We start from the raw sequence: 18,958 nt of genomic DNA, 5'->3' as shown, positions 1-18,958 counted from the left end.
TTACAAGAACTCGACCTGCGCCGGTTGCCGCTTCATCAGCACCTCGCCATTACGGATCGAGTAGAGCGGCAGGCCCTGGCTGCGGATCACCTCGTAGTCGCTGTCTGCCGAGAGGATCAACAGATTGGCCGGGCGCCCGGGCTCCAGGCCGTACCGGTCACCCAAGGCCATGGCCTTGGCGCTGTTGTCGGTCACCAGGTCCAGGGCGCTTTGCAGGTTGCGGTAACCGAGCATGTGGCAGATGTGCAAACCGGCTTCCAGCACACGCAGGATGTTGCCATTACCCAGCGGGTACCACGGGTCGACGATGGAGTCCTGACCGAAGCAGACGTTCATGCCGGCCTCGAGCAGTTCGTTGACGCGGGTGACGCCGCGGCGTTTCGGAAAACTGTCGAAGCGACCTTGCAGGTGGATGCTTTCGGTGGGGCAGGAGACGAAGCTGATTTTTGAGTGCCCCAACAGGCGAAACAGCTTGGCGCAATAAGCGTTGTCGTAGGAACCCATGGCCGTGGTGTGGCTGGCGGTGACGCGTGTGCCCATGTCGCGGCTGCGGGCTTCTTCGGCAAGAACCTCGAGAAAACGCGAGTGCGGGTCATCGGTTTCGTCGCAATGCACGTCTACCAGGCAGCCGGTACGTTCGGCCAGGTCCATGAGAAACTTCACCGAACTCACGCCTTGGTCGCGGGTGTATTCAAAGTGGGGGATACCACCGACCACGTCGGCGCCCAGGCGGATGGCTTCCTGCATCAGTTCGCGGCCATTGCGGTAGGATTCGATGCCCTCCTGCGGGAAGGCGACGATTTGAAGGTCGATCAGGTGCGTGCTTTCTTCGCGGACTTCCAGCATGGCTTTCAGTGCGGTGAGGTCGGGGTCGGTGACGTCGACATGGGTGCGAACATGCTGGATGCCGTGAGCGGCCAGGCCCTGGATCGTTTGCTTGGCGCGGGTCTTGGTGTCTTCCTGGGTGATGGTGGCTTTGCGCTCGCCCCAGCATTCAATGCCCTCGAACAATGTGCCACTCATATTCCAGCGCGGTTCGCCGGCGGTGAGGGTGGCATCAAGGTGGATATGCGGCTCGACGAAGGGCGGTATCACCAGGTTGCCGGCGGCGTCCAGGTCGTCTGCCCTTAAAGTTGGCGCCACGGTTTGTGGCGTGATGCTGGCGATCCGGCCGTGTTCCAGGTGCAGATCATGCAGGCCTTCACGGTTGCGCAGGCGGGCGTTGATGATATGCATGGGCAAGTTCCTCTTGGCTAATGACAATCAGGCAGACAACGCCAGATTATCCGGGCTGTTGTGATGTACGGCCTGGCGCGTCGGCCATAAGGTTACCATTCCCAAGACGCCTGCCAGACTCATCCCCGTGCATCAGCCAGCGGTGCCCGTACGCGCAGCACTGCGCTCAGCCCAATGTAGGTCAAGGACGCGGCAACAATCCCCACCAACGGTGCCACCCACGGCGAGTGGAACGCCAGCATGGTGCCCACGGCATACGCTACCAGCCCAGGCCAATTGAAGGCTGGCAGGCGGGCCTCGGCCAGGCGCGGATATTGGCCGCGATAACGGTAGAAGAAGTCCGCCATGATCACCCCGCCAATCGGCGGGATCACGGTGCCCAGCAGAATCAAGTAGGGCACCAGCAGGTCGTACATGCCGAGCAACGCCAGCAGGGTGCCGATTACCGCGCCGGCCAGGGTCACGGTCTTGCGCCTGCGGGTGCGCAGCAAATTGCAGCCTGCGACGGCGAAATTGTAGATGGTGTTGTCCTGGGTGCTCCAGATGTTGAGCAGCAACATGGCCATCGCCGCCATCGCGAAACCTTGCAGCAGCAAGACTTCGACCACGTCCGGCTGCTGATAGACGATGGCGCCATAGGCCCCGATCAACACCATCAAACCATTGCCGATAAAGAAGCCGATCAGGCTCGCCAGCACCGCGACTTTGGCCGAACGAGAAAACCGCGTCCAGTTGGTGGCCTGTGTCGCGCCGCTGACAAAGGTGCCGAACACCAGCGTAATCGCGGTGGACAAATCCAGCTCGCCTGTCGGCACCACCGCCAACAGGCCGTCCAGGCCGCCGACTTTGAGGGTGGCGACCCCTATCGACAGAAACAGTAAAATGCCCATGGCCGGCACCGCGATGTAGGACAGAATCTCCAGCCCGCGATAGCCCACATAGGCCGTGGCGCAGAACACCAGGCCAAACAGCACCATCAATGCCAGCAACGAGCCTTGGCCCAATTCGAAATACTTGCCCAGCACCACAGCGGCGGTGGCAGTGCCCCAGGCGTACCAGCCAATCTGAGTGAAGCCAAGGATCAAGTCACTGAGCTTGCTGCCCACCTCGCCAAAGCAGAAACGCCCCATCAGCACCGAGTTCAAGCCGCTTTTGAAGGCGATGTAACCCAGGCTTGCCGCGTAAATACCCAGCAACAGGTTACCCAGGGCCACGACACCGAGCATCTCGGTGAAACTGAATGCTACGCCCAGCTTGCCGCCGGCAAACATGGTCGCGGTAAAAAACGTAAACCCCAACAGCACCATGGCGGTAGACGCCAGGCCCTTGCGCGCATGCATCGGCACTTCGCTGAGGGGGTAATCGTTGCCCGGTTCTTGCTGCGTCATGGCCTTGCTCCCTGGATGACTGACGCAGGGCTATTGCACTGCGCGTGCCAAACCGGCAGCGCAGTGTATGTGGAGCCAAACAGGCGCGTATCGTCTCATTGCATGGTCGTTGTGCCCGGTCGGGCACGAAAGCAGTGCAGCGGTGATACACATTGGATCAGTCGAACAGCGTCTGGGTGACCTCGCCGCGATGAAACGCAAAGGCTGCTTCGAGATCGCTTTCGATGGTGCGCCCACGGGACAGCGGCGGCAGGTCGTCCAAGGTAAAAAAGCCCACTTCAGTGGTCTCGAAACCGGGCATCGGCGCCAGTTGGTCCACCCGTTCGCAGAGGAAATACAGCTTGTAGAAGTCCCGCACGTCCGGGCGATAGAGGCCCTTGGCCTTGTGAGTGACGCTATACAGCGCGCGTGCCGTCACGCTTAGCCCGGCTTCCTCGCGGATTTCCTTGACGATGTTTTCCGCCGCCGATAAACCGATATCGGCATAACCACCAGGCAGCGCCCAGCAACCATCAGTCAATTCGCGCACCAGCAGAATCCGGTCGCCATCGATCACCGCACCGCGCACTTCAACCATCGGCGTTGAATAACGCTTGGCAAAATCCGACACCAGCCCGGTGATGCGTTCCAACGGCACATCCGCCAGTTGCGCCAGCATGCTGTGAGCAATCTGCGCAATTTCTTCAAGGCGCTCACGTTCGAAATCGTCGGTGCAAAAGTGCAGCCCTGTGGACGCCAGTGCCTGTAGGCGCTTGGCCTGTGCCAGCCAGATGTTTTCCATGAGGTTCTCCTAAAGGCGCTTTGTCATGTACACACGGTGCAGGCCGTGTTCCTCGATGCGATGGGTTTCCACATAGCCGCGGCGGGTGTACAACGTGATGTTTTCAGTCATCGCTACATGGGTGTAGAGGCGGATGGTTGCGTAACCCGCAGCGAGTGCCTTGTGCTCGGCAAAGTCCATCAACTGACGTCCCAATCCCAGGCCCTGGGCATCTGGGGCGACGGCCAGGTTTTCCAACAGCAGGTGGTTATCGGCGTTGAGCAAGATGATAAAACCCTGGACCCGCCCGGCGTTGTCCAGCACATGCACGTGCCCTGCCTCGACCTGCTGGCGGTAGTCCTCAAGCATCGGCCCGGGCTTGCGGCCGATCCGTTCGATGTAAGGCGAATAGGCGGCCTGGACGATGGCCTCGATGGTCGCAACATCAGCAACAGTGGCGGGGCGCAGCATTGCAGTGTGCTCCTGTCAAAATGGATCAGCCCTTCGGCGCCTCGAAGAACGCCTCGATACGGCATTCGAACACCTTGGAGATCTTGAACGCCAGAGGCAAGCTCGGATCATGGCGACCGGTTTCGATCGCATTGACGATTTGGCGCGATACACCCAGACGCCTCCCATGAGTGGCCACACCCATGGGATTCGGGTACATGCCGCATCAAGCGTGCTTCCCAGGCATAAAAAAACCACCCGCAGGTGGTTCTTCAGCACTTCATCGCTTATTCACCGCGATAGATACAACCACTGGTGCAGGTCTCATGGATACGAATTGCACTGAGTTCCGGCAGCAGGGGTTTGAGCTCATTCCAGATCCACTTGGCCAGCACTTCGCTGGTCGGGTTTTCCAGGCCGGGGATGTCATTGAGGTAGTTGTGGTCGAGGCGTTCATAGAGCGGCTTGAAAATCGCCTTGATCTCCGAGAAGTCGCGAATCCAGCCGGTATGGGGATCCAGGTCGCCGCTCAGGTGGATCGCCACTTTGAACGAATGCCCGTGCAGGCGCCCGCATTTATGGCCTTCCGGTACGTGGGGCAGGCGGTGGGCGGACTCGAAGGTAAACTCTTTGAAGATTTCCACGGTGTGACCTGTAGGGCTTGTGTTGCGTGGGTTTGAAGTGATTGTCAGTTTTAGATGCACTGATCAATGTACTGATAGGTCGTCGCTGGGCGCGATTGAGGCCATCCATTCGGCGCTTGCCGACTGGCGCCAGGCGACCGAGTTGGGGCCTATTCTAACCTGTTTTGGCAACGCGCTCTTCCTGGTCGCCGATAAACCCGCATAATACCAACCGTTTCAAGGCTCGCCACTGAGCGTTTTTTTTGCCTCGGGGGCAACCATGGCCTTTACCAACAGAAACTCTGTCGAGCCGAATGGCGCGAGCGATCGTTCAGACCGTACCTGGCGTGCAAGGCTGAGTAAGACCCTGAAGCGCTGGGCAGGCATGAAAGCGGCGCAAGACGGCGCCCCGGTGCAGGAAACGTCGGCCCTTGAGTACGCGCCTGAAACCGTTGGTCTCGCACTGGCGCCGGTGGATCGCCCCGACCGCACAGAGCCGCAACCGACCGCTGCCGATTTCGAGATATTCTCCAACCTGGGCAACTTGGACCGGCTCAACGCTGCTATTTCCGAGGGCACCGTACGCATAGCTTTTGCGGGCGATTCGATTGTCGAAGGCGATCGCGACGGCCTTTATGAGCACTCGGTTGTGGCAACGGTCATGCGGGCTTTGCGCGAGCAGAACCCTGCAATCAACTTTGTAGTGGGCAACTTCAGCCTGTCAGGCCGAGGTATCGGAGCACTGGCAACCGAGACGTACGTGGGGCAGCCCTACCCGGAAAACCTCAGTACCGGGTTTTATCGCCCTGACGGCGCTCCCATGACTGACCAGTGGCCGGGAGGATCCGTCGTCGGTAAGTCGTGGATGGCGCACCTCAAGGATTTCGCTCCCGACTTTGTCATGGTCATGCACGGTGCTAACGATTTGTCCGGCTCGAGTGTCGGGAACACGACCGCACTTAAGTATGTGGTCGGGCTGATTAGCCATTTCCCCAAGGCTCCGTCTATTGGGGTATCCACCACCGCCCTGCCGGCCGTTTCAGCGGGATACCAGGAAGAGGCTCAAATCGCCGCTGATGGCGTACGCGGCGTGGCCCGGGAACTGAACCTGACGCTGGTCGATATCAACCGGGCATTCAACCTGCTGCGTTCCGGCTTTGACGTCGACAACCTCCACTACACGCGTGATGACAACTTCGCCGGATATCCAACCGGCTGGCATGTCGAGGATGGCTCCACGCTGTCACTGGCAAATGCGGACGCGAGCTCAATGAGCGGCACCGGGTCGGCACTGCATCACGCGCAGTCGCTGGACATCATGATCAAGGCTACGTTTAGCTGCCCCAACTGGGTGTTTACGACCTGCGCCCTGCGTTATCGGTCGAAGGGCTCGGCTGCACACCAATACAGCGCGCACGTCTCGTCGGGCTTTCTGGCTCTTTGTTGGGGCGCAACCACCATTGGCTACAAGGCCATTGGTGAAATCGCGTCCGGCTCAAAGGTTGTGTTGCAGGTTGATGTTCGCGGCGCGCTGCACAGGGTATATGTCAACGATGTGCTGCAACTGAGTGTCCATGACTACAACTATCTGCGCCGTGGCAGTCACGGGGTGGCGATCATCGGCGGCACTGGAACCCTGACTGAATTTATCGTAGACAAAGGTAACTACTGCGCGAATGGCGTACCGCAGCTGAGTGATCTCGACCTCTACGGCGGTGATGCCTGCGCCACCCACAATCACACGCCGGAAGGGAACGGTATCAACCATCCAACCAAGCTGGCCAACAGCGTCTGCTGGGCGGGATCTTTCTCGGCGCTGACGGAGCACATCCGAGTGCAAAAAGAGTCAAGGCAGTGAGCGCAGAGATTATTCGCTGGTGAAGGACGTTGAGTTCAGCGTATTAAGAAACCCGATAACAGCGTGGCTGTTACGGTGAAGAAACCTGCGCTGTTTAGTTCAACATCACTTCAGTAAAGGTTTCGGCGTTCGGTATGCACCTTTGCGACAAATTAAGTGGAATTCAGTAGAATTAAAATTCTCTATTGAATTGGCGTGTCACGACGTGTCTGCTTACCCTGTGCACTACAGAACGAAACCACTGATTTTCTTGATTGCTTTTTTCATTAGCGTCCCACTCAACCTCTTTGGTTCCGGTCAATACGTATTTGGGGCGGATCTTGCTGGCGCGGTCGCACCCACCCAAAACGACGCGACGCTAGCCGCTCCCGCTATTTCCGTTAGCGCTCCGAGCCTCCCGAGCAACCAGAATGCGCCGGATGATTTCTCAACGCTGTCCAACGTGGGCAATCTGGAGCGGCTTGACGCTGCTATTAAAGAGGGCGCAGTTAAAATCGCCGTTGTCGGCGACTCTATTTCCCAGGGTGATGTTGACGGGCTTTACGAAAACTCCGTCGTGGCTACCTTGATGCGATTGGCCCGCGAGCAGAATCCCGACATTGCTTTCACCTTTGGTAATTTCAGCCTGGCTGGACGCGGGATGGGGATGTACTCAAACCGTAATTACATAGGGGAGGCGGGCGCTGTCGAAAATCCGATGACGGGTTTCTACAGGGAGCCGGGAAGGGAGGTCACGCGTCAATGGCCCGGCGGCTCCGTTGAGGGAAAGAGCTGGGCTGACCACGTTAAGGACTTTGCTCCTGACCTCGTGATTTATATGTTTGGTGCCAATGATCTTACGGGAAGCAGTAGTGTAAACGCCGACTATTATTTCAAGTCACTTGATTATCAGAATACCTGGTCAAAAGTCCCTTCTACTGCTATTGCGCCTGCCGCGTTACCGTCCGTTGCTTTTGGGCATCAAGAGCAGGTTCAAGTCGCGGCTGACGCAGCGCGGGATGTTGCGAAAGTTCGAAATCTGACCGTCCTGGATATTAACCGATTGTTCAATCTTCACCGCGCAGGCGTCGATGTGGATAAGCTTAGTTTTATTCGCGACGATAACCTTGCGAGCTACCCCACCGGCTGGAGTCCGGAAACAGGCACTACATTCGCGGTATCCGGTTCGCCTGAGCAATACACCCTGAAGGGGCGTGGCGCTGCGATGTTCGACAGGGCGTGCCAGGATGTCAGTTTGTCGGCTACTTTCACGATGCCCAGTTGGTCTGGACAAATAGGCGGTATTCGCTATCGGTCTATGGGCTCAGGCCTGAGTCAGTACACGGCGCAAGTGACAGCCAACCAGGTTCTGCTTTACTGGGGCGGCACCGTGATTGGTCGGTCAGCGGTTTACGCACCCATACCGGATGGAACTTCGGTCAGCGTGAAAGTGACGGTTCGCGGGGCGAAGCACGAGGTGTATTTGAATGGCGTTAACGTTATTTCCGTGTATGACTTCAACAACCTGCGCTTCGGTAAAGTCGGCTTGGTGGTGTCAGGCGCAGAGGGCACCATTTCCAATTGGATAGCGAATTTGGGAGTTCCCGAGGCTCACGGTGCCCCCGATTTAAGTGATATTGAAATATATGGATTAGGGGATTTCGGTACCAACCCCGGCAGCGTGGGTGGAAACACCATCAACCACCCTACCAAACTCGCTAATGCGGTTATTTGGGGCGGTGCGTTGAATCCTCTGCTGCAGCATATCCGGTCGCAGCCAAGGGGCGGCGTGCCAGCCTCGACTCAAGCCAGTCACTGACGCTCGACGCTTGGCAATATGGGTCGGCGCGCATTCAGTGCGCCGACCCATCCGCTTTGGGGCGTGATACGCGTCTGCCTGACGTCTGAATAGCGCGTGAAGCTCGAACGCTGGCAATCTTACATTTTGCGGCGAAATTTTAAGGGTGGGGCGATTCAACAACAGGCTGAACGCGCGGCGAGGATACCGCTCACGGTCAGGAGATCGCTGTTGCGTTAAAGGGCCTGCAAGTGCTCGCCCAATTTGCCGTTGTCCGCCCACTCAAGAAACTCATCCCCCAACCGTTGGCTCTCGCTCATCGCGGTTTGCCAGTATTTGTTGCGGCTCGGGTCATCGCCCATGAAGCGCTTGAAATCACTGCGGTCCGGCAATTTGCCGTAGGGCAGGCGGGCCAGGTAGTCCTTGGACGGCGCCAGCAGCAATACATCCTGCAAACCCTGTTGATTGCTGCGTCGCCATGGCAGGCCCTTGTCGAACCAGCCGGGGATGACCCGGTCGGTAAAGTGCGGGTACAGCACGATGTCATCGCCGTGGTAGGGCAGGTCGAGGTGGTAGTCCAGCAGGCCGCCGTCACGGTAAGTGCCGGCGCCTGCGCCGGGCAGGTCGCGCACGCCTTGCATCACCATGGGGATTGAGCCGGAGGCGAGCAGTGCCTGGCGCAGGTTGCCCAGTTCCAGGTTAAGGAAGCGCGACGGGAAATCCTTAAGCGGATGCACCGGCGGCGCCTGGCGTGGATCGTGGATGATCAGCCGCTCGAAATGCCGCGACAGCCGTGCGCGGCCCCGCAGGTTGTCGGCAATCACCGACGACAGGCCCAGGCCCAACCGCCCACGGTGGTCATCGGCGAGCAGGCCGTGGCTTTTGACCACCATGATGTTCAGGCGGTAGTCGGGGTTGTCCAGCACCCGAGCATCGCGGCCGGCCAGCAGATCATCGAGCATGCGCTGGCAGCTGTGGCTGACCTCGGCCATGGTCACACCTTTGGCAAAACGCTGTTCGTTGTACAGGCGGCCGAGGTCGAGCAGGCCTTGCACCGGGTCGGGCAGGCACGCGCTGGCAAACCGCCAGGAGCCGATGGACGCGCCGATGAGTGCGCGTTCGCGCGGCGCGCGTGGCAGCCAATCGCCGAACAGCGCCAGGTCCAGGCCCTGAATACCAAGGGCTTTGGGGCCCCCGGCCGCGCCGGGGAGGATACCGACGTCTGCCGGCGCGAGGCCTTGTTCGCGAATGCGCGTATAGGCGCGTTTGCCGGCCTTGAGAGTCAGGGCGGGAAACTTGATGTGGATGGCTGTCATACCGGTCTCTTTTGACGCGAATGAGCCAGTATAGAAAATCTGGCACGATGAGGGAAAAGCGCTTGGCTCAAATTGCCATGGTGGCAATTCAGTTTCAGTTAAGTTGCCAGGGTTAACGTGGGTCGCGTAGGACATTCATCCAGAAACGCAGGCTTACGTGAAAACCCTCACGGGTCGGTTCGCCGCCCGTATCATTGTCCCCATCGCCTATTTGGCCCAAGCCCCTAACCGGGCCGCCCTCAGGAACATCAGGACACGCAATGAAGGTAAATCTATGCGCAGGCAGGCAGGTGGTGCTGGTATTGATACTGACCAGCTCAAGCCTGTCGGCCCATGACCTTGGTCAGGACGAAGCCTTGCGCCTGCGCCAGAAGGGCGTGATCGCCCCGCTGGAGCACTTGTTGGGCCCGGCGTTCGAGCGCTACCCGGGCGCCAAACTGCTGGATGCCGAGCTTGAAGAGCACAAGGAGCGGCCGGTGCGCTATATCTATGAAATCGAGCTGTTGACCGTCGAAGGCGTGGTGCGTGAAATCGAGCTCGACGCCAGCACTGGTGAGTTGCTCAAAGATAAGGAAGACGACTGATGCGCCTGCTTCTGGTGGAAGACAATGTGCCGCTGGCCGATGAACTGGTGGCGGGCCTGCAGCGCCAGGGTTACGCCGTCGACTGGCTGGCGGATGGGCGCGACGCAGCCTATCAAGGCCGCAGCGAACCCTATGACTTGATCATCCTCGACCTCGGCTTGCCGGGGCTGCCCGGACTGGAAGTGCTGGCGCAGTGGCGCGCAGCCGCCCTGGCCACCCCAGTGCTGGTGCTGACCGCACGCGATTCATGGGCCGAGCGTATCGAAGGGCTCAAGGCCGGCGCCGACGACTACCTGAGCAAACCCTTTCACCCCGAAGAACTGCACTTGCGCATCCAGGCCCTGTTGCGCCGCTCCCATGGCCAAGCCAACCAGCCTACGTTGCAAGCGGCCGGCTTGCACTTGGATGAAGGGCGCCAGTGTGTGCTGCGTGAGGGTGACGAAATCCAACTGACGGCCGCCGAATTCCGCCTGCTGCGCTACTTCATGCTGCACCCGGAACAGATTCTGTCGAAAAGCCACTTGGCCGAGCACTTGTATGACGGTGAGACCGAGCGTGACTCCAATGTATTGGAGGTGCACGTCAACCACCTGCGCCGCAAACTGGGGCGCAGCGTGATTGAAACCCGGCGCGGCCAGGGTTACCGGTTTGGCGCCGCCCCGGCATGAGGTCGATTCAGCGGCGCCTGAGCCTGGGGCTGATCAGCGTGATGGTGGTGGTGGGCGTGGTGCTCGCGCAGACCAGTTTGTGGCTGTTCGAGGCCGGTTTGCAGCGTTATCTGGACGCTGGGTTGCGCAACGACAGCGAGAATTTGCTGGTGGCGCTGGTGCGCGGGCCGAACGGTGTGCAACTGGATGAGCAACGCCTGTCACCGGCTTATCAGCGACCGTTTTCCGGGCACTATTTCCGCATTGATTTTGCCGACGCGCACTGGCGTTCACGCTCGCTCTGGGACCAGGAACTGCCACGCCTGCCCGAGGCCGGGCTCAAGGGTAACCTGCAATTGGGGCCGGAAGGCCAGCAACTGCTGGTGTTGCGTTCGGACTACAAGCGCTTCGGCCAGTCGATTTCCATCAGCGTGGCCCAGGACTACACGCCTGTGCGGGAAAGCTTCCGCCTGATGCGCCAGATTGGTCTGGTGCTTGGGCTGGCGGCGCTGTTACTGGTGTTGATCCTGCAACGGGTTACCGTGCGTCGTGCCTTGCGGCCGCTGGAAACCGCCCGCGAGCAGATCGCCCAACTGCAACAGGGCCAGCGTTCGCAACTTGATACCCAAGTGCCGCTGGAGCTCGAGCCGCTGGTGGCGCAGATCAACCACCTGTTGGCCCACACCGAAGACAGCCTCAAGCGTTCGCGCAATGCCTTGGGCAACCTCGGCCATGCGCTGAAAACCCCGTTGGCGGTGTTGTTGAGTGCGGCGTCGAGCGAGGTGCTCAAAGACCACCCGCACCTGAGCAAGTTGCTGCGCGACCAGCTTGAGCAGGTGCAACAACGCCTCAACCGCGAACTCAACCGTGCCCGTCTTGCCGGTGAAACGCTGCCGGGGACCTTGTTTGATTGCGAAAAGGAACTGCCCGGCCTGCTGGCCACGTTGAACATGATTCACGGCGAACACCTGGATTTGAGCTACCGCGTTGTGCCCGGCCTGCAACTGCCCTGGGACCGCGAAGATCTGCTGGAGTTGTTGGGCAACCTGCTGGACAACGCCTGTAAATGGGCGGACGCCGAAATACGCTTGAGTGTCAGCGAAACCGCGCACAGCTATCTGCTGGCGGTCGAAGACGACGGCCCGGGCATTCCACAGGCCCAGCGCGACCAGGTGTTCAGCCGTGGCACCCGCCTGGATGAACAGGTCGACGGCCATGGCCTGGGCCTTGGGATCGTGCGGGATATCGTCGAGGTGTGGGGCGGGGTGTTGCAATTGCAGGAGAGTGAGCAGGGTGGGCTAAAAGTGCTCGTCGAGTTGCCCAAACGCCAAAGCTGACACAATGCAGGTCAACCTGTGGGAGGGGGCGTTCTCCCACAGGGGCCCTTCATCGGGCCCAGGGTTTGTGCCATTCGCTTATACGCGGAACTGATCCATCAGCCCCTGCTGCTGATTCGCCAGGCTGTTCAACGCCTGGCTCACCCGTGCCGATTCATTCGCTTGTTCCGACAACGACTCGGTCACATCTCGAATCGTCGCGACATTGCTGTTGATCTCTTCGGCCACCGCGCTTTGCTCTTCGGCGGCGCTGGCGATTTGCAGGTTCATGTCGCTGATCACCGTGACGGCATCGCCGATCTGGCGCAGGGCGGTGACCGCCTGGCCGACCTGCTCGACACTGCCCTGGGCCTGGCGATAGCTGTTGCCCATGGAACTGACCACCTCGGTGGTGCCGCTTTGCAGATGCTCGATCACCAGGCGGGTTTCTTCCACCGACTCCTGGGTGCGTCGCGCCAGGTTGCGGACCTCGTCGGCGACCACGGCAAAACCACGGCCGGCCTCACCGGCGCGCGCGGCTTCAATGGCGGCGTTGAGCGCCAGCAGGTTGGTCTGCTCGGCAATCCCGCGAATCACTTCCAGCACCGAACCGATTTTCTCGCTATTGGCTGCCAGGCCTTCGACCTGGGCCATGGCCGTACTCATATCCGCCGCCAGGTTGCCGATGTTGGTGGTGGTGCGGTCGATCACAGTCAACCCTTCACGGGTGGCCTGGTCGGCGTCGCGCGCAGCCTGTGCCGCTTGGGCGGCGCTGCGGGCCACGTCCTGGGCGGTGGCACTCATTTCATGGGAGGCGGTCGCCACCTGATCGACCTGGCGGTATTGCTGCTCCATGCCGGCGCTGGTTTCGCTGGCAATCGCGGCGGACTTGTCGGCGGTGCCACGGGCGTCCTGCACCGAGCGTTTCACCTGAGCAATAATCGGTTGCAGCTTGTCGAGGAAGCGGTTGAACCAGCCGGCCAGTTGCCCCAGCTCATCCTTCTTGTCATAGGCCAGGCGGCGGGTCAGGTCGCCTTCGCCGCTGGCGATGTCTTCCAGCATGCGTGCCACTCCGAGGATCGGTCGGGTCACGCTGCGAGCCATCAGCCACACCAGGATCAAGCCAATCACTGCAGCCAGCAGGCCCAGGCTCAGTTCCAGCAAGGTGCCACGGGCGTTATCGGCGTCCAGCTGCGTCTTGAGTGTTTCGGCCGGGCCCACCAGGACTTTTTCCGGCACATCCAGCAACACGCCCCACGGTTTGCCGCCGGGAATCGGTGTGAAGGGCGCCAGCACCTTGAGTTGGTGGTCGGCGCGCAGGCTGCGGGTCTGCGTGCTGCTGGCCAGTGCGTTGATCAATTGCGCACCGCTGGCAGGGTCGACCTTGTCCAGGCGCTGGCTGAGTTTGCTGGCGTCCGGGCTGTAGCCTGCGAGCAAACCAGTGGGGCTGAGGATGCTGACTTGGGTCTGGCCGTCATACAGCTTCTGGCTGGCCTGTTGGCTAACGGCCTGCAGGCTGTTGAGGTTGATGTCCGCCGACAGCGAGGCGATGACTTTGCCATTGACCATCAGTGGGAAGACGATGCTGGTCATCAGCACGTTTTGCCCGTCGATCATATAAAAGTAGGGTTCGATGACGCAGGGTTTCAGGGTGGTGCGCGGGCAGGTGAACCAGGCGTTGGCTTTCTCGCCGCTGGGGCCTGTGCTGGTGTCGGACATGTCGCTTTCGGGCAGTGCCATGGAGGTCAGTTTGCCGGGTGTCGGCTGCGACCAGTAGAGAGCGAATCGGCCCCTGTCGTTGCTGCCCAGTTCCGCCTGGTTGGCGAACAACTCATCCTTGCCGTCCAGCGCATTGGCTTCGAACACCAGCGACAAACCGAGCAAATCCGGGTTGGCCTGCAGCGCGGCCTTGACCTGGCGGGTCAGGTCTTCGCGCGTGTCGAAGGCGTCGAGAAAGCGTTTTTCAGCCTGTTCGCGCAAAAACAGCACCTGGCGTGAAAAACCATGGCCGTACTGGAAGGCATCCATGAATTGCTGGCGAATCCCCAGCGCCTGTCCTTCACCTTGCGCCTCGATGCGGGCCTGGGCGGATTCGTCGAGCATCTGCATGCTGGAGGCTTTGACCTGTTGCGAGCTCTGCTCCATGCGATACAGCGACAGACCCACCAGCAGGGTCACGATTCCCAGCAGGCACAGGCCGGCGAGCAGGGTGATTTTCCATTGTATGGAGAGCTGTCTGAGGGACATCGAGGAGCATCCTTAACCTGAAAACACAGAGAGTCAGGCTATCGGCCGCTTTTTCGGTTTCTTTATTGTTTAAACGTTCAATTGAAAGCTGAAAAACGACGCCGTTTTTTGACATGCGCGCCCGGCTGCTGCAAAGTGCGCGCCCTCTAATAAGACCTCTTAAAGCCTGCACGCTGGCGCCACCCAATGGCCGCACGGGCGCGGGCATGCCTGTTTTTATGTTTCTGTCTTGAGGTAACCATGATTAACGCAGTCATCGCCGCGGTCGGCACCATGCTGGTGCTCAGCTTGTCCCGCGTGCATGTGGTCATCGCCATCATTGTCGGCGCCCTGGTGGGTGGCTTGACCGGTGGCCTGGGCATCGAGGCCACGCTCAAGGCATTCAACGGTGGTTTGGGCGGCGGCGCGACCGTGGCGCTGTCCTACGCTTTGCTCGGCGCTTTCGCCGTGGCGATTGCCAAGTCCGGCTTGGCTCATGCCTTGGCGGATAAGGCGCTGCTGTTGGTCGATCGTCAGGAAGCTACCGGCGGCAGCCACGTCAAATGGCTGTTGATCGGCCTGTTGTGGGTGGTAGCGATTGCTTCGCAGAACATCTTGCCGATCCACATCGCGTTTATCCCGCTGCTGGTGCCGCCACTGTTATACGTGCTGACCAAGCTGCAACTGGACCGCCGCCTGATCGCTTGCGTGATGACCTTCGGCCTGATCACGCCTTATATGTTCCTGCCGGTGGGCTTCGGCAACATCTTCCTCAACCAGATCCTGCTGGCCAACGTGGCCAAGAGCGGCGTGGATATCAGCCAGGTCAACGTCACCCACGCCATGGGCCTGCCTGCGTTAGGCATGGTGGTCGGCCTGCTGGTGGCGGCGTTTGTCAGCTATCGCAAAAAGCGTGTGTACGACCTGGAAAAAATCGAGCGGGTCGAGCAAGTGGCGGTGCAGTACAACCCGCTGACCTTGCTGGTGGCCGGGCTGGCGATTGCTTCGGCGTTCATCATTCAACTGTGGCTGGACTCGATGATTATCGGCGCCCTGGCCGGCTTCCTGATCTTCTCGGTGTCGGGCATTGTGCGCTGGCGTGAAACCGACGACCTGTTTACCGAAGGCATGAAAATGATGGCGATGATCGGCTTCATCATGATCGCCTCCTCGGGGTTTGCCGAAGTGCTCAAGGCCACCGGTGACGTGCGTTCGCTGGTGGAAGCATCGGCGGCATTCATCGGCCATAGCCGTGGGGTGGGCGCGTTGCTGATGCTGCTGGTGGGGTTGCTGGTGACCATGGGCATCGGTTCGTCGTTTTCCACGGTGCCGATTCTTGCCGCGATTTTCGTACCGCTCTGCGTGCAACTGGGCTTCAGCCCGCTGGCCATCGTGTGCATTGTCGGCACGGCCGGTGCGCTGGGTGACGCCGGTTCGCCTGCATCGGACTCGACTCTCGGCCCGACCTCCGGCCTGAACATCGACGGCCAGCACCACCATATCTGGGACACGGTGGTGCCGACGTTCCTGCACTACAACATCCCTTTATTGGCATTTGGCTGGCTGGCTGCCATGACCCTCTGATAACCCACAAATGGAGGCGCTGGCCACGCATACCTGGGGCCTACAGATATTTCTCGGTTGGCCGTTAACCTCTCAAGTCGCCACGAATAAGAGAGAAAAGCCATGCGTCTGAGCTTGAAGGCCAAAGTCCTGTCCCTCGCTGTAGTGCCGGTGTTGTTGTTTGCCGTGGTCATCAGCCTGACCACCGTGTGGATTCTGCAGGGCCAGGCGCGCAATGAGGTAGATGAAACCCGCCAGCGCCTGCTCAACGACGCCAAGACCACGCTGAAAAGTTATGTGGAAGTGGCCATGACCACCATCAAGCCGCTCTACGATGCCGCCGCGCCTGGCGACACCGCCGCGCGGGCTGAGGTGGTCAAATTGCTGTCCAACACCACCTACGGCAAGGACGGCTACTTCTTCGGCTACGACTCCGAGACCATTCGCCTGTTCAAGGGCAACAGCCCGGACGGCGTCGGCAAGAGCTTCAAGGATAACCGCGACCCCAACGGGGTCTACGTAAACCGCGACCTGGTCAAGGTCGGCAAAGACGGCACCCACTACCTGCAATACAGCTCGACCCAGCCGGGGCAGACCGAATTGGTGCCCAAGCTGGGTTACACCGAGTACCTGCCGAAGTGGGACATGGTGATTGGTACGTCGGTCAACCTCGACGGCATCGAAGGCCAGGTGGCGGTGGTCGAGGCCAAGGTCGAGAAACGCATGGAAGGCGTACTGCTGAGCATTCTCGGCGTGGCCGTGGTGGTGCTGTTGGTGATTGCCGCCGTGGGTATGGTGACGGCCAATACCATCCTGCGCCCGCTGAACCTGATGAAAGCCAACCTCGACGATATCGCTGCGGGCGAGGGCGACTTGACCCGCCGCCTGGCCATTACCAGCCAGGACGAACTGGGCGATCTGGCCGGCGCATTCAACCGTTTTGTCGACAAGATCCACGGCCTGGTGCGCCAGATCACCGAGATGACTGCGCAACTCACCGGCCTGGTGAGTCAGGTATCGGACCAGGCCCAGCGTTCCGAGCAGGCCATGGAGCGCCAGCGTCACGAAACCGATCAGGTCGCCACCGCGATCAACCAGATGTCATCCGCTGCGCAAGAAGTCGCGCGCAGTGCGCAGGGTGCTTCCGTGGCGGCGCAGCAAACTGACGTGGAAGGCCAGGCCGCCAAGCGTGTGGTGGACGGCAGCATCGCGCAGATCCATGCGCTGGTGAACGATATTCGCAGCAGCGGCGTGTCCCTCGACAGCCTGCAACAGGACGTGTCGTCGATTGTCAGCGTGCTTGGCGTGATCCGCTCGATTGCCGAGCAGACCAACCTGCTGGCACTCAACGCCGCCATCGAAGCCGCACGGGCCGGCGAGGCCGGGCGTGGTTTTGCCGTGGTCGCCGACGAGGTCCGTGCCCTGGCCAGTCGCACCCAGACCAGCACCCAGGAAATCCAGGGCATGATCGACCGCCTGCAAAAAGGCACCGAAGCCGCCGTGGAGTCGATGCGCCGCTCCAGCGATGCGGGCGACGGTACCTCGGCCCGGGCCAACGAAGCCGGGGCGTCGCTGGACACCATGGCCCAGTTGATCGGCACGATTAATTCCATGAACGCGCAGATTGCCAGCGCGGCGGAAGAACAGACCGCCGTGGCCGAAGAGATCAACCGCAGCGTGCATCAAATCGCCGTGGCGGTGGACAGCGTGGCCGATGAAACCCAACTGGGCGCCCAGACCTCTCGTAGCCTGGCAGACCTCGGCCAGCGGTTGGGGCAGCTTGTCGGTCAGTTCCGGATCTAACCAGACCTGGCTTGGAGGCAGGGTTGTTTGGCATTAAAACCAAGCCGGCGCCCTGTCAGATATCCCGCATCAGCAAGCCAAATTGCAGGTCCATCTGCGCCGGCAGCGGTACATAAACGGTGTGCCCATCCCCCGGCGCCACCTCGATGGCTTCGCCCTTGGCGTTGTGCAGCGTGGCCAGGTCAAAGTGAAAGTTACCGGCGGGGGTCATCAGTTCCAGGTGATGACCCACGGCAAAGCGGTTCTTCACCTTGACCTCGGCCAGCTCGCCCCGGCGCTCGCCGGTCAATTCCCCGACAAACTGCTGACGTTCCGATACCGAGCTGCCGTTCTGGTAGTTCTGGTATTCGTCATGCACATGACGGCGCAAAAAGCCTTCGGTGTAGCCGCGTTGCGCCAGGGACTCCAGATCGGTCATCAGGTTACGGTCAAAGGCTCGGCCGGCCACCGCATCATCAATGGCTTTGCGATACACCTGGGTGGTGCGCGCGCAGTAGAAGTGGGATTTGGTACGGCCTTCGATCTTCAGCGAATGCACGCCCATGTGGGCCAGGCGTTCCACATGCTGCACCGCGCGCAGGTCCTTGGCGTTCATGATGTAGGTGCCGTGCTCATCCTCGAACGCGGGCATCTGTTCATCCGGGCGGTGGGTTTCTTGTAGCAGAAACACCTGATCGGTCGGCGTACCAATACCCAGCGTAGGCTGAAACGCCTGGACGATATCGCCGGTGGCGTTTTCCATCGCCGGCACCGCCTGGTATTTCCAACGGCAGGCATTGGTGCAGGTGCCTTGATTGGCGTCGCGTTTGTTCATATACCCGGAAAGCAGGCAGCGCCCGGAATAGGCCATGCACAAGGCGCCGTGCACAAACACTTCCAGCTCCATGGCCGGCACGTGCTGGCGGATTTCGCCGATCTCTTCCAGTGACAGCTCCCGCGACAGAATCACCCGGCAGATGCCTTGCTGCTGCCAGAACTCCACACTGGCCCAATTCACCGTATTGGCTTGCACCGACAAGTGAACGGGCATCAAGGGGAAGTGGCGTCGCACCAGCATGATCAGCCCCGGGTCGGACATGATCAGCGCATCCGGGCCCATGGCGATGACGGGGGCCAGGTCTTTGAGGAAGGTCTTCAGCTTGGCGTTGTGCGGCGCAATGTTCACCACCACGTAGAAGCGTTTGCCCAGCGCGTGGGCTTCGTGGATGCCGAGTGCCAGGTTGGCGTGGTCGAACTCATTGTTGCGCACTCGCAGGCTGTAGCGCGGCTGGCCGGCGTAGACCGCATCGGCGCCGTAGGCGAAGGCATAGCGCATGTTTTTCAGGGTGCCGGCGGGGGCGAGCAGCTCGGGGGCGATCACAGGGGGCATGGGCTCAAGTCGCAAAAGGTCGCGAGGGTAAAGGAGCCAGCA

Annotated in this window: 17 protein-coding genes and 2 pseudogenes; 8 read left to right on the top strand and 11 right to left on the bottom strand. The window is 60.4% G+C overall.

The window, feature by feature from the left end; genetic code table 11:
- The 7 genes from codA to ACDZ94_RS14730 all read right to left on the bottom strand — a co-directional run bounded on the left by codA (window position 1) and on the right by ACDZ94_RS14730 (window position 4,649).
- Window positions 1-1,236, bottom strand: a complete 1,236-nt coding sequence (gene codA / locus ACDZ94_RS14760; protein WP_432750364.1) for a cytosine deaminase — start codon at window positions 1,234-1,236, stop codon at window positions 1-3.
- A gap of 119 nt (window positions 1,237-1,355) precedes the next feature.
- Window positions 1,356-2,624, bottom strand: a complete 1,269-nt coding sequence (codB, locus tag ACDZ94_RS14755) for a cytosine permease (protein ID WP_432750363.1) — start codon at window positions 2,622-2,624, stop codon at window positions 1,356-1,358.
- Between the two features lie 157 nt (window positions 2,625-2,781).
- Window positions 2,782-3,405: an NUDIX hydrolase gene (locus ACDZ94_RS14750; RefSeq protein ID WP_064451743.1), complete on the bottom strand. Its 624-nt coding sequence runs from the start codon at window positions 3,403-3,405 to the stop codon at window positions 2,782-2,784.
- A 9-nt stretch (window positions 3,406-3,414) separates the two neighbouring features.
- Window positions 3,415-3,855 carry a GNAT family N-acetyltransferase gene (locus ACDZ94_RS14745; protein ID WP_221294381.1) on the bottom strand — a complete coding sequence of 147 codons (441 nt, stop codon included), beginning with the start codon at window positions 3,853-3,855 and terminating at the stop codon, window positions 3,415-3,417.
- A gap of 25 nt (window positions 3,856-3,880) precedes the next feature.
- A complete protein-coding gene (locus ACDZ94_RS14740) occupies window positions 3,881-4,054 on the bottom strand; it encodes a helix-turn-helix transcriptional regulator (protein ID WP_221294382.1) in 174 nt (57 codons plus the stop codon).
- A gap of 67 nt (window positions 4,055-4,121) precedes the next feature.
- Window positions 4,122-4,478: a 6-carboxytetrahydropterin synthase QueD gene (queD, locus tag ACDZ94_RS14735; RefSeq protein WP_003190259.1), complete on the bottom strand. Its 357-nt coding sequence runs from the start codon at window positions 4,476-4,478 to the stop codon at window positions 4,122-4,124.
- Between the two features lie 63 nt (window positions 4,479-4,541).
- Window positions 4,542-4,649, bottom strand: a complete 108-nt coding sequence (locus ACDZ94_RS14730; protein ID WP_237140897.1) for an AlpA family phage regulatory protein — start codon at window positions 4,647-4,649, stop codon at window positions 4,542-4,544.
- An 88-nt stretch (window positions 4,650-4,737) separates the two neighbouring features.
- On the opposite strand from ACDZ94_RS14730, the gene ACDZ94_RS14725 reads away from it, so the two are divergent.
- Window positions 4,738-6,315 (top strand): SGNH/GDSL hydrolase family protein, encoded by a 1,578-nt coding sequence (locus ACDZ94_RS14725; protein WP_432750362.1) that lies wholly within the window; start codon window positions 4,738-4,740, stop codon window positions 6,313-6,315.
- Between the two features lie 205 nt (window positions 6,316-6,520).
- Window positions 6,521-8,113 carry an SGNH/GDSL hydrolase family protein gene (locus tag ACDZ94_RS14720; protein ID WP_221294385.1) on the top strand — a complete coding sequence of 531 codons (1,593 nt, stop codon included), beginning with the start codon at window positions 6,521-6,523 and terminating at the stop codon, window positions 8,111-8,113.
- A 215-nt stretch (window positions 8,114-8,328) separates the two neighbouring features.
- On the opposite strand, the gene ACDZ94_RS14715 is transcribed toward ACDZ94_RS14720, so the two are convergent.
- Complete coding sequence (locus tag ACDZ94_RS14715) at window positions 8,329-9,408, bottom strand: patatin-like phospholipase family protein (protein WP_064451748.1); 1,080 nt, start codon at window positions 9,406-9,408, stop codon at window positions 8,329-8,331.
- Window positions 9,409-9,668: 260 nt separating this feature from the next.
- Here ACDZ94_RS14715 and ACDZ94_RS14710 point away from each other — a divergent pair, with 260 nt between their 5' ends.
- From ACDZ94_RS14710 to ACDZ94_RS14700, 3 genes are read left to right on the top strand one after another with little or no spacing between them, the layout of a single operon-like run.
- Window positions 9,669-9,992 (top strand): PepSY domain-containing protein, encoded by a 324-nt coding sequence (locus tag ACDZ94_RS14710; protein ID WP_064451749.1) that lies wholly within the window; start codon window positions 9,669-9,671, stop codon window positions 9,990-9,992.
- Complete coding sequence (locus ACDZ94_RS14705) at window positions 9,992-10,660, top strand: response regulator transcription factor (RefSeq protein ID WP_064451750.1); 669 nt, start codon at window positions 9,992-9,994, stop codon at window positions 10,658-10,660. The genes ACDZ94_RS14710 and ACDZ94_RS14705 overlap by 1 nt, the downstream gene beginning before the upstream one ends.
- Window positions 10,657-11,976 (top strand): sensor histidine kinase, encoded by a 1,320-nt coding sequence (locus ACDZ94_RS14700; protein ID WP_128591680.1) that lies wholly within the window; start codon window positions 10,657-10,659, stop codon window positions 11,974-11,976. The genes ACDZ94_RS14705 and ACDZ94_RS14700 overlap by 4 nt, the downstream gene beginning before the upstream one ends.
- A 78-nt stretch (window positions 11,977-12,054) precedes the next feature.
- Here the strand turns inward: ACDZ94_RS14700 and ACDZ94_RS14695 are convergent, their stop codons facing one another.
- A complete protein-coding gene (locus ACDZ94_RS14695) occupies window positions 12,055-12,759 on the bottom strand; it encodes a methyl-accepting chemotaxis protein (RefSeq protein ID WP_432751504.1) in 705 nt (234 codons plus the stop codon).
- 201 nt (window positions 12,760-12,960) lie between these two features.
- Window positions 12,961-13,017, bottom strand: a pseudogene (locus ACDZ94_RS14690) (hypothetical protein); the annotation flags it as partial.
- A 1,428-nt stretch (window positions 13,018-14,445) separates the two neighbouring features.
- On the opposite strand from ACDZ94_RS14690, the gene ACDZ94_RS14685 reads away from it, so the two are divergent.
- The 3 genes and pseudogenes from ACDZ94_RS14685 (at window position 14,446) to ACDZ94_RS14675 (ending at window position 17,547) form a co-directional block, all read left to right on the top strand.
- Window positions 14,446-15,765: a Na+/H+ antiporter family protein gene (locus tag ACDZ94_RS14685; RefSeq protein WP_432751503.1), complete on the top strand. Its 1,320-nt coding sequence runs from the start codon at window positions 14,446-14,448 to the stop codon at window positions 15,763-15,765.
- Window positions 15,766-15,867: 102 nt separating this feature from the next.
- A pseudogene (locus tag ACDZ94_RS14680) lies at window positions 15,868-16,641 on the top strand (cache domain-containing protein); the annotation flags it as partial.
- Window positions 16,642-16,725: 84 nt separating this feature from the next.
- Window positions 16,726-17,547, top strand: coding sequence for a methyl-accepting chemotaxis protein (locus tag ACDZ94_RS14675; RefSeq protein ID WP_407017731.1), 822 nt, complete (start codon window positions 16,726-16,728; stop codon window positions 17,545-17,547).
- Between the two features lie 55 nt (window positions 17,548-17,602).
- Here ACDZ94_RS14675 and yegQ read toward each other — a convergent pair whose 3' ends face one another.
- Complete coding sequence (yegQ, locus tag ACDZ94_RS14670; protein ID WP_262667504.1) at window positions 17,603-18,916, bottom strand: tRNA 5-hydroxyuridine modification protein YegQ; 1,314 nt, start codon at window positions 18,914-18,916, stop codon at window positions 17,603-17,605.
- Between the last annotated feature and the right edge of the window lie 42 nt (window positions 18,917-18,958).

Source organism: Pseudomonas sp. UBT (assembly GCF_050915955.1).
GTDB lineage: Bacteria > Pseudomonadota > Gammaproteobacteria > Pseudomonadales > Pseudomonadaceae > Aquipseudomonas > Aquipseudomonas antarctica_A.
Note: the sequence above shows the minus strand (reverse complement) of the source record. Positions and strands in the feature narration are given on the sequence as shown.

Excerpts from the sequence above, each read along its gene's own strand:
- codA (WP_432750364.1), bottom strand. The coding sequence starts at position 1,236 with ATGCATATCATCAACGCCCGCCTGCGCAACCGTGAAGGCCTGCATGAT.
- codB (WP_432750363.1), bottom strand. The coding sequence starts at position 2,624 with ATGACGCAGCAAGAACCGGGCAACGATTACCCCCTCAGCGAAGTGCCG.
- ACDZ94_RS14750 (WP_064451743.1), bottom strand. The coding sequence starts at position 3,405 with ATGGAAAACATCTGGCTGGCACAGGCCAAGCGCCTACAGGCACTGGCG.
- ACDZ94_RS14745 (WP_221294381.1), bottom strand. The coding sequence starts at position 3,855 with ATGCTGCGCCCCGCCACTGTTGCTGATGTTGCGACCATCGAGGCCATC.
- ACDZ94_RS14740 (WP_221294382.1), bottom strand. The coding sequence starts at position 4,054 with ATGTACCCGAATCCCATGGGTGTGGCCACTCATGGGAGGCGTCTGGGT.
- ACDZ94_RS14725 (WP_432750362.1), top strand. The coding sequence starts at position 4,738 with ATGGCCTTTACCAACAGAAACTCTGTCGAGCCGAATGGCGCGAGCGAT.
- ACDZ94_RS14715 (WP_064451748.1), bottom strand. The coding sequence starts at position 9,408 with ATGACAGCCATCCACATCAAGTTTCCCGCCCTGACTCTCAAGGCCGGC.
- ACDZ94_RS14710 (WP_064451749.1), top strand. The coding sequence starts at position 9,669 with ATGAAGGTAAATCTATGCGCAGGCAGGCAGGTGGTGCTGGTATTGATA.
- ACDZ94_RS14705 (WP_064451750.1), top strand. The coding sequence starts at position 9,992 with ATGCGCCTGCTTCTGGTGGAAGACAATGTGCCGCTGGCCGATGAACTG.
- ACDZ94_RS14700 (WP_128591680.1), top strand. The coding sequence starts at position 10,657 with ATGAGGTCGATTCAGCGGCGCCTGAGCCTGGGGCTGATCAGCGTGATG.
- ACDZ94_RS14695 (WP_432751504.1), bottom strand. The coding sequence starts at position 12,759 with ATGAGTGCCACCGCCCAGGACGTGGCCCGCAGCGCCGCCCAAGCGGCA.
- ACDZ94_RS14675 (WP_407017731.1), top strand. The coding sequence starts at position 16,726 with ATGACTGCGCAACTCACCGGCCTGGTGAGTCAGGTATCGGACCAGGCC.
- yegQ (WP_262667504.1), bottom strand. The coding sequence starts at position 18,916 with ATGCCCCCTGTGATCGCCCCCGAGCTGCTCGCCCCCGCCGGCACCCTG.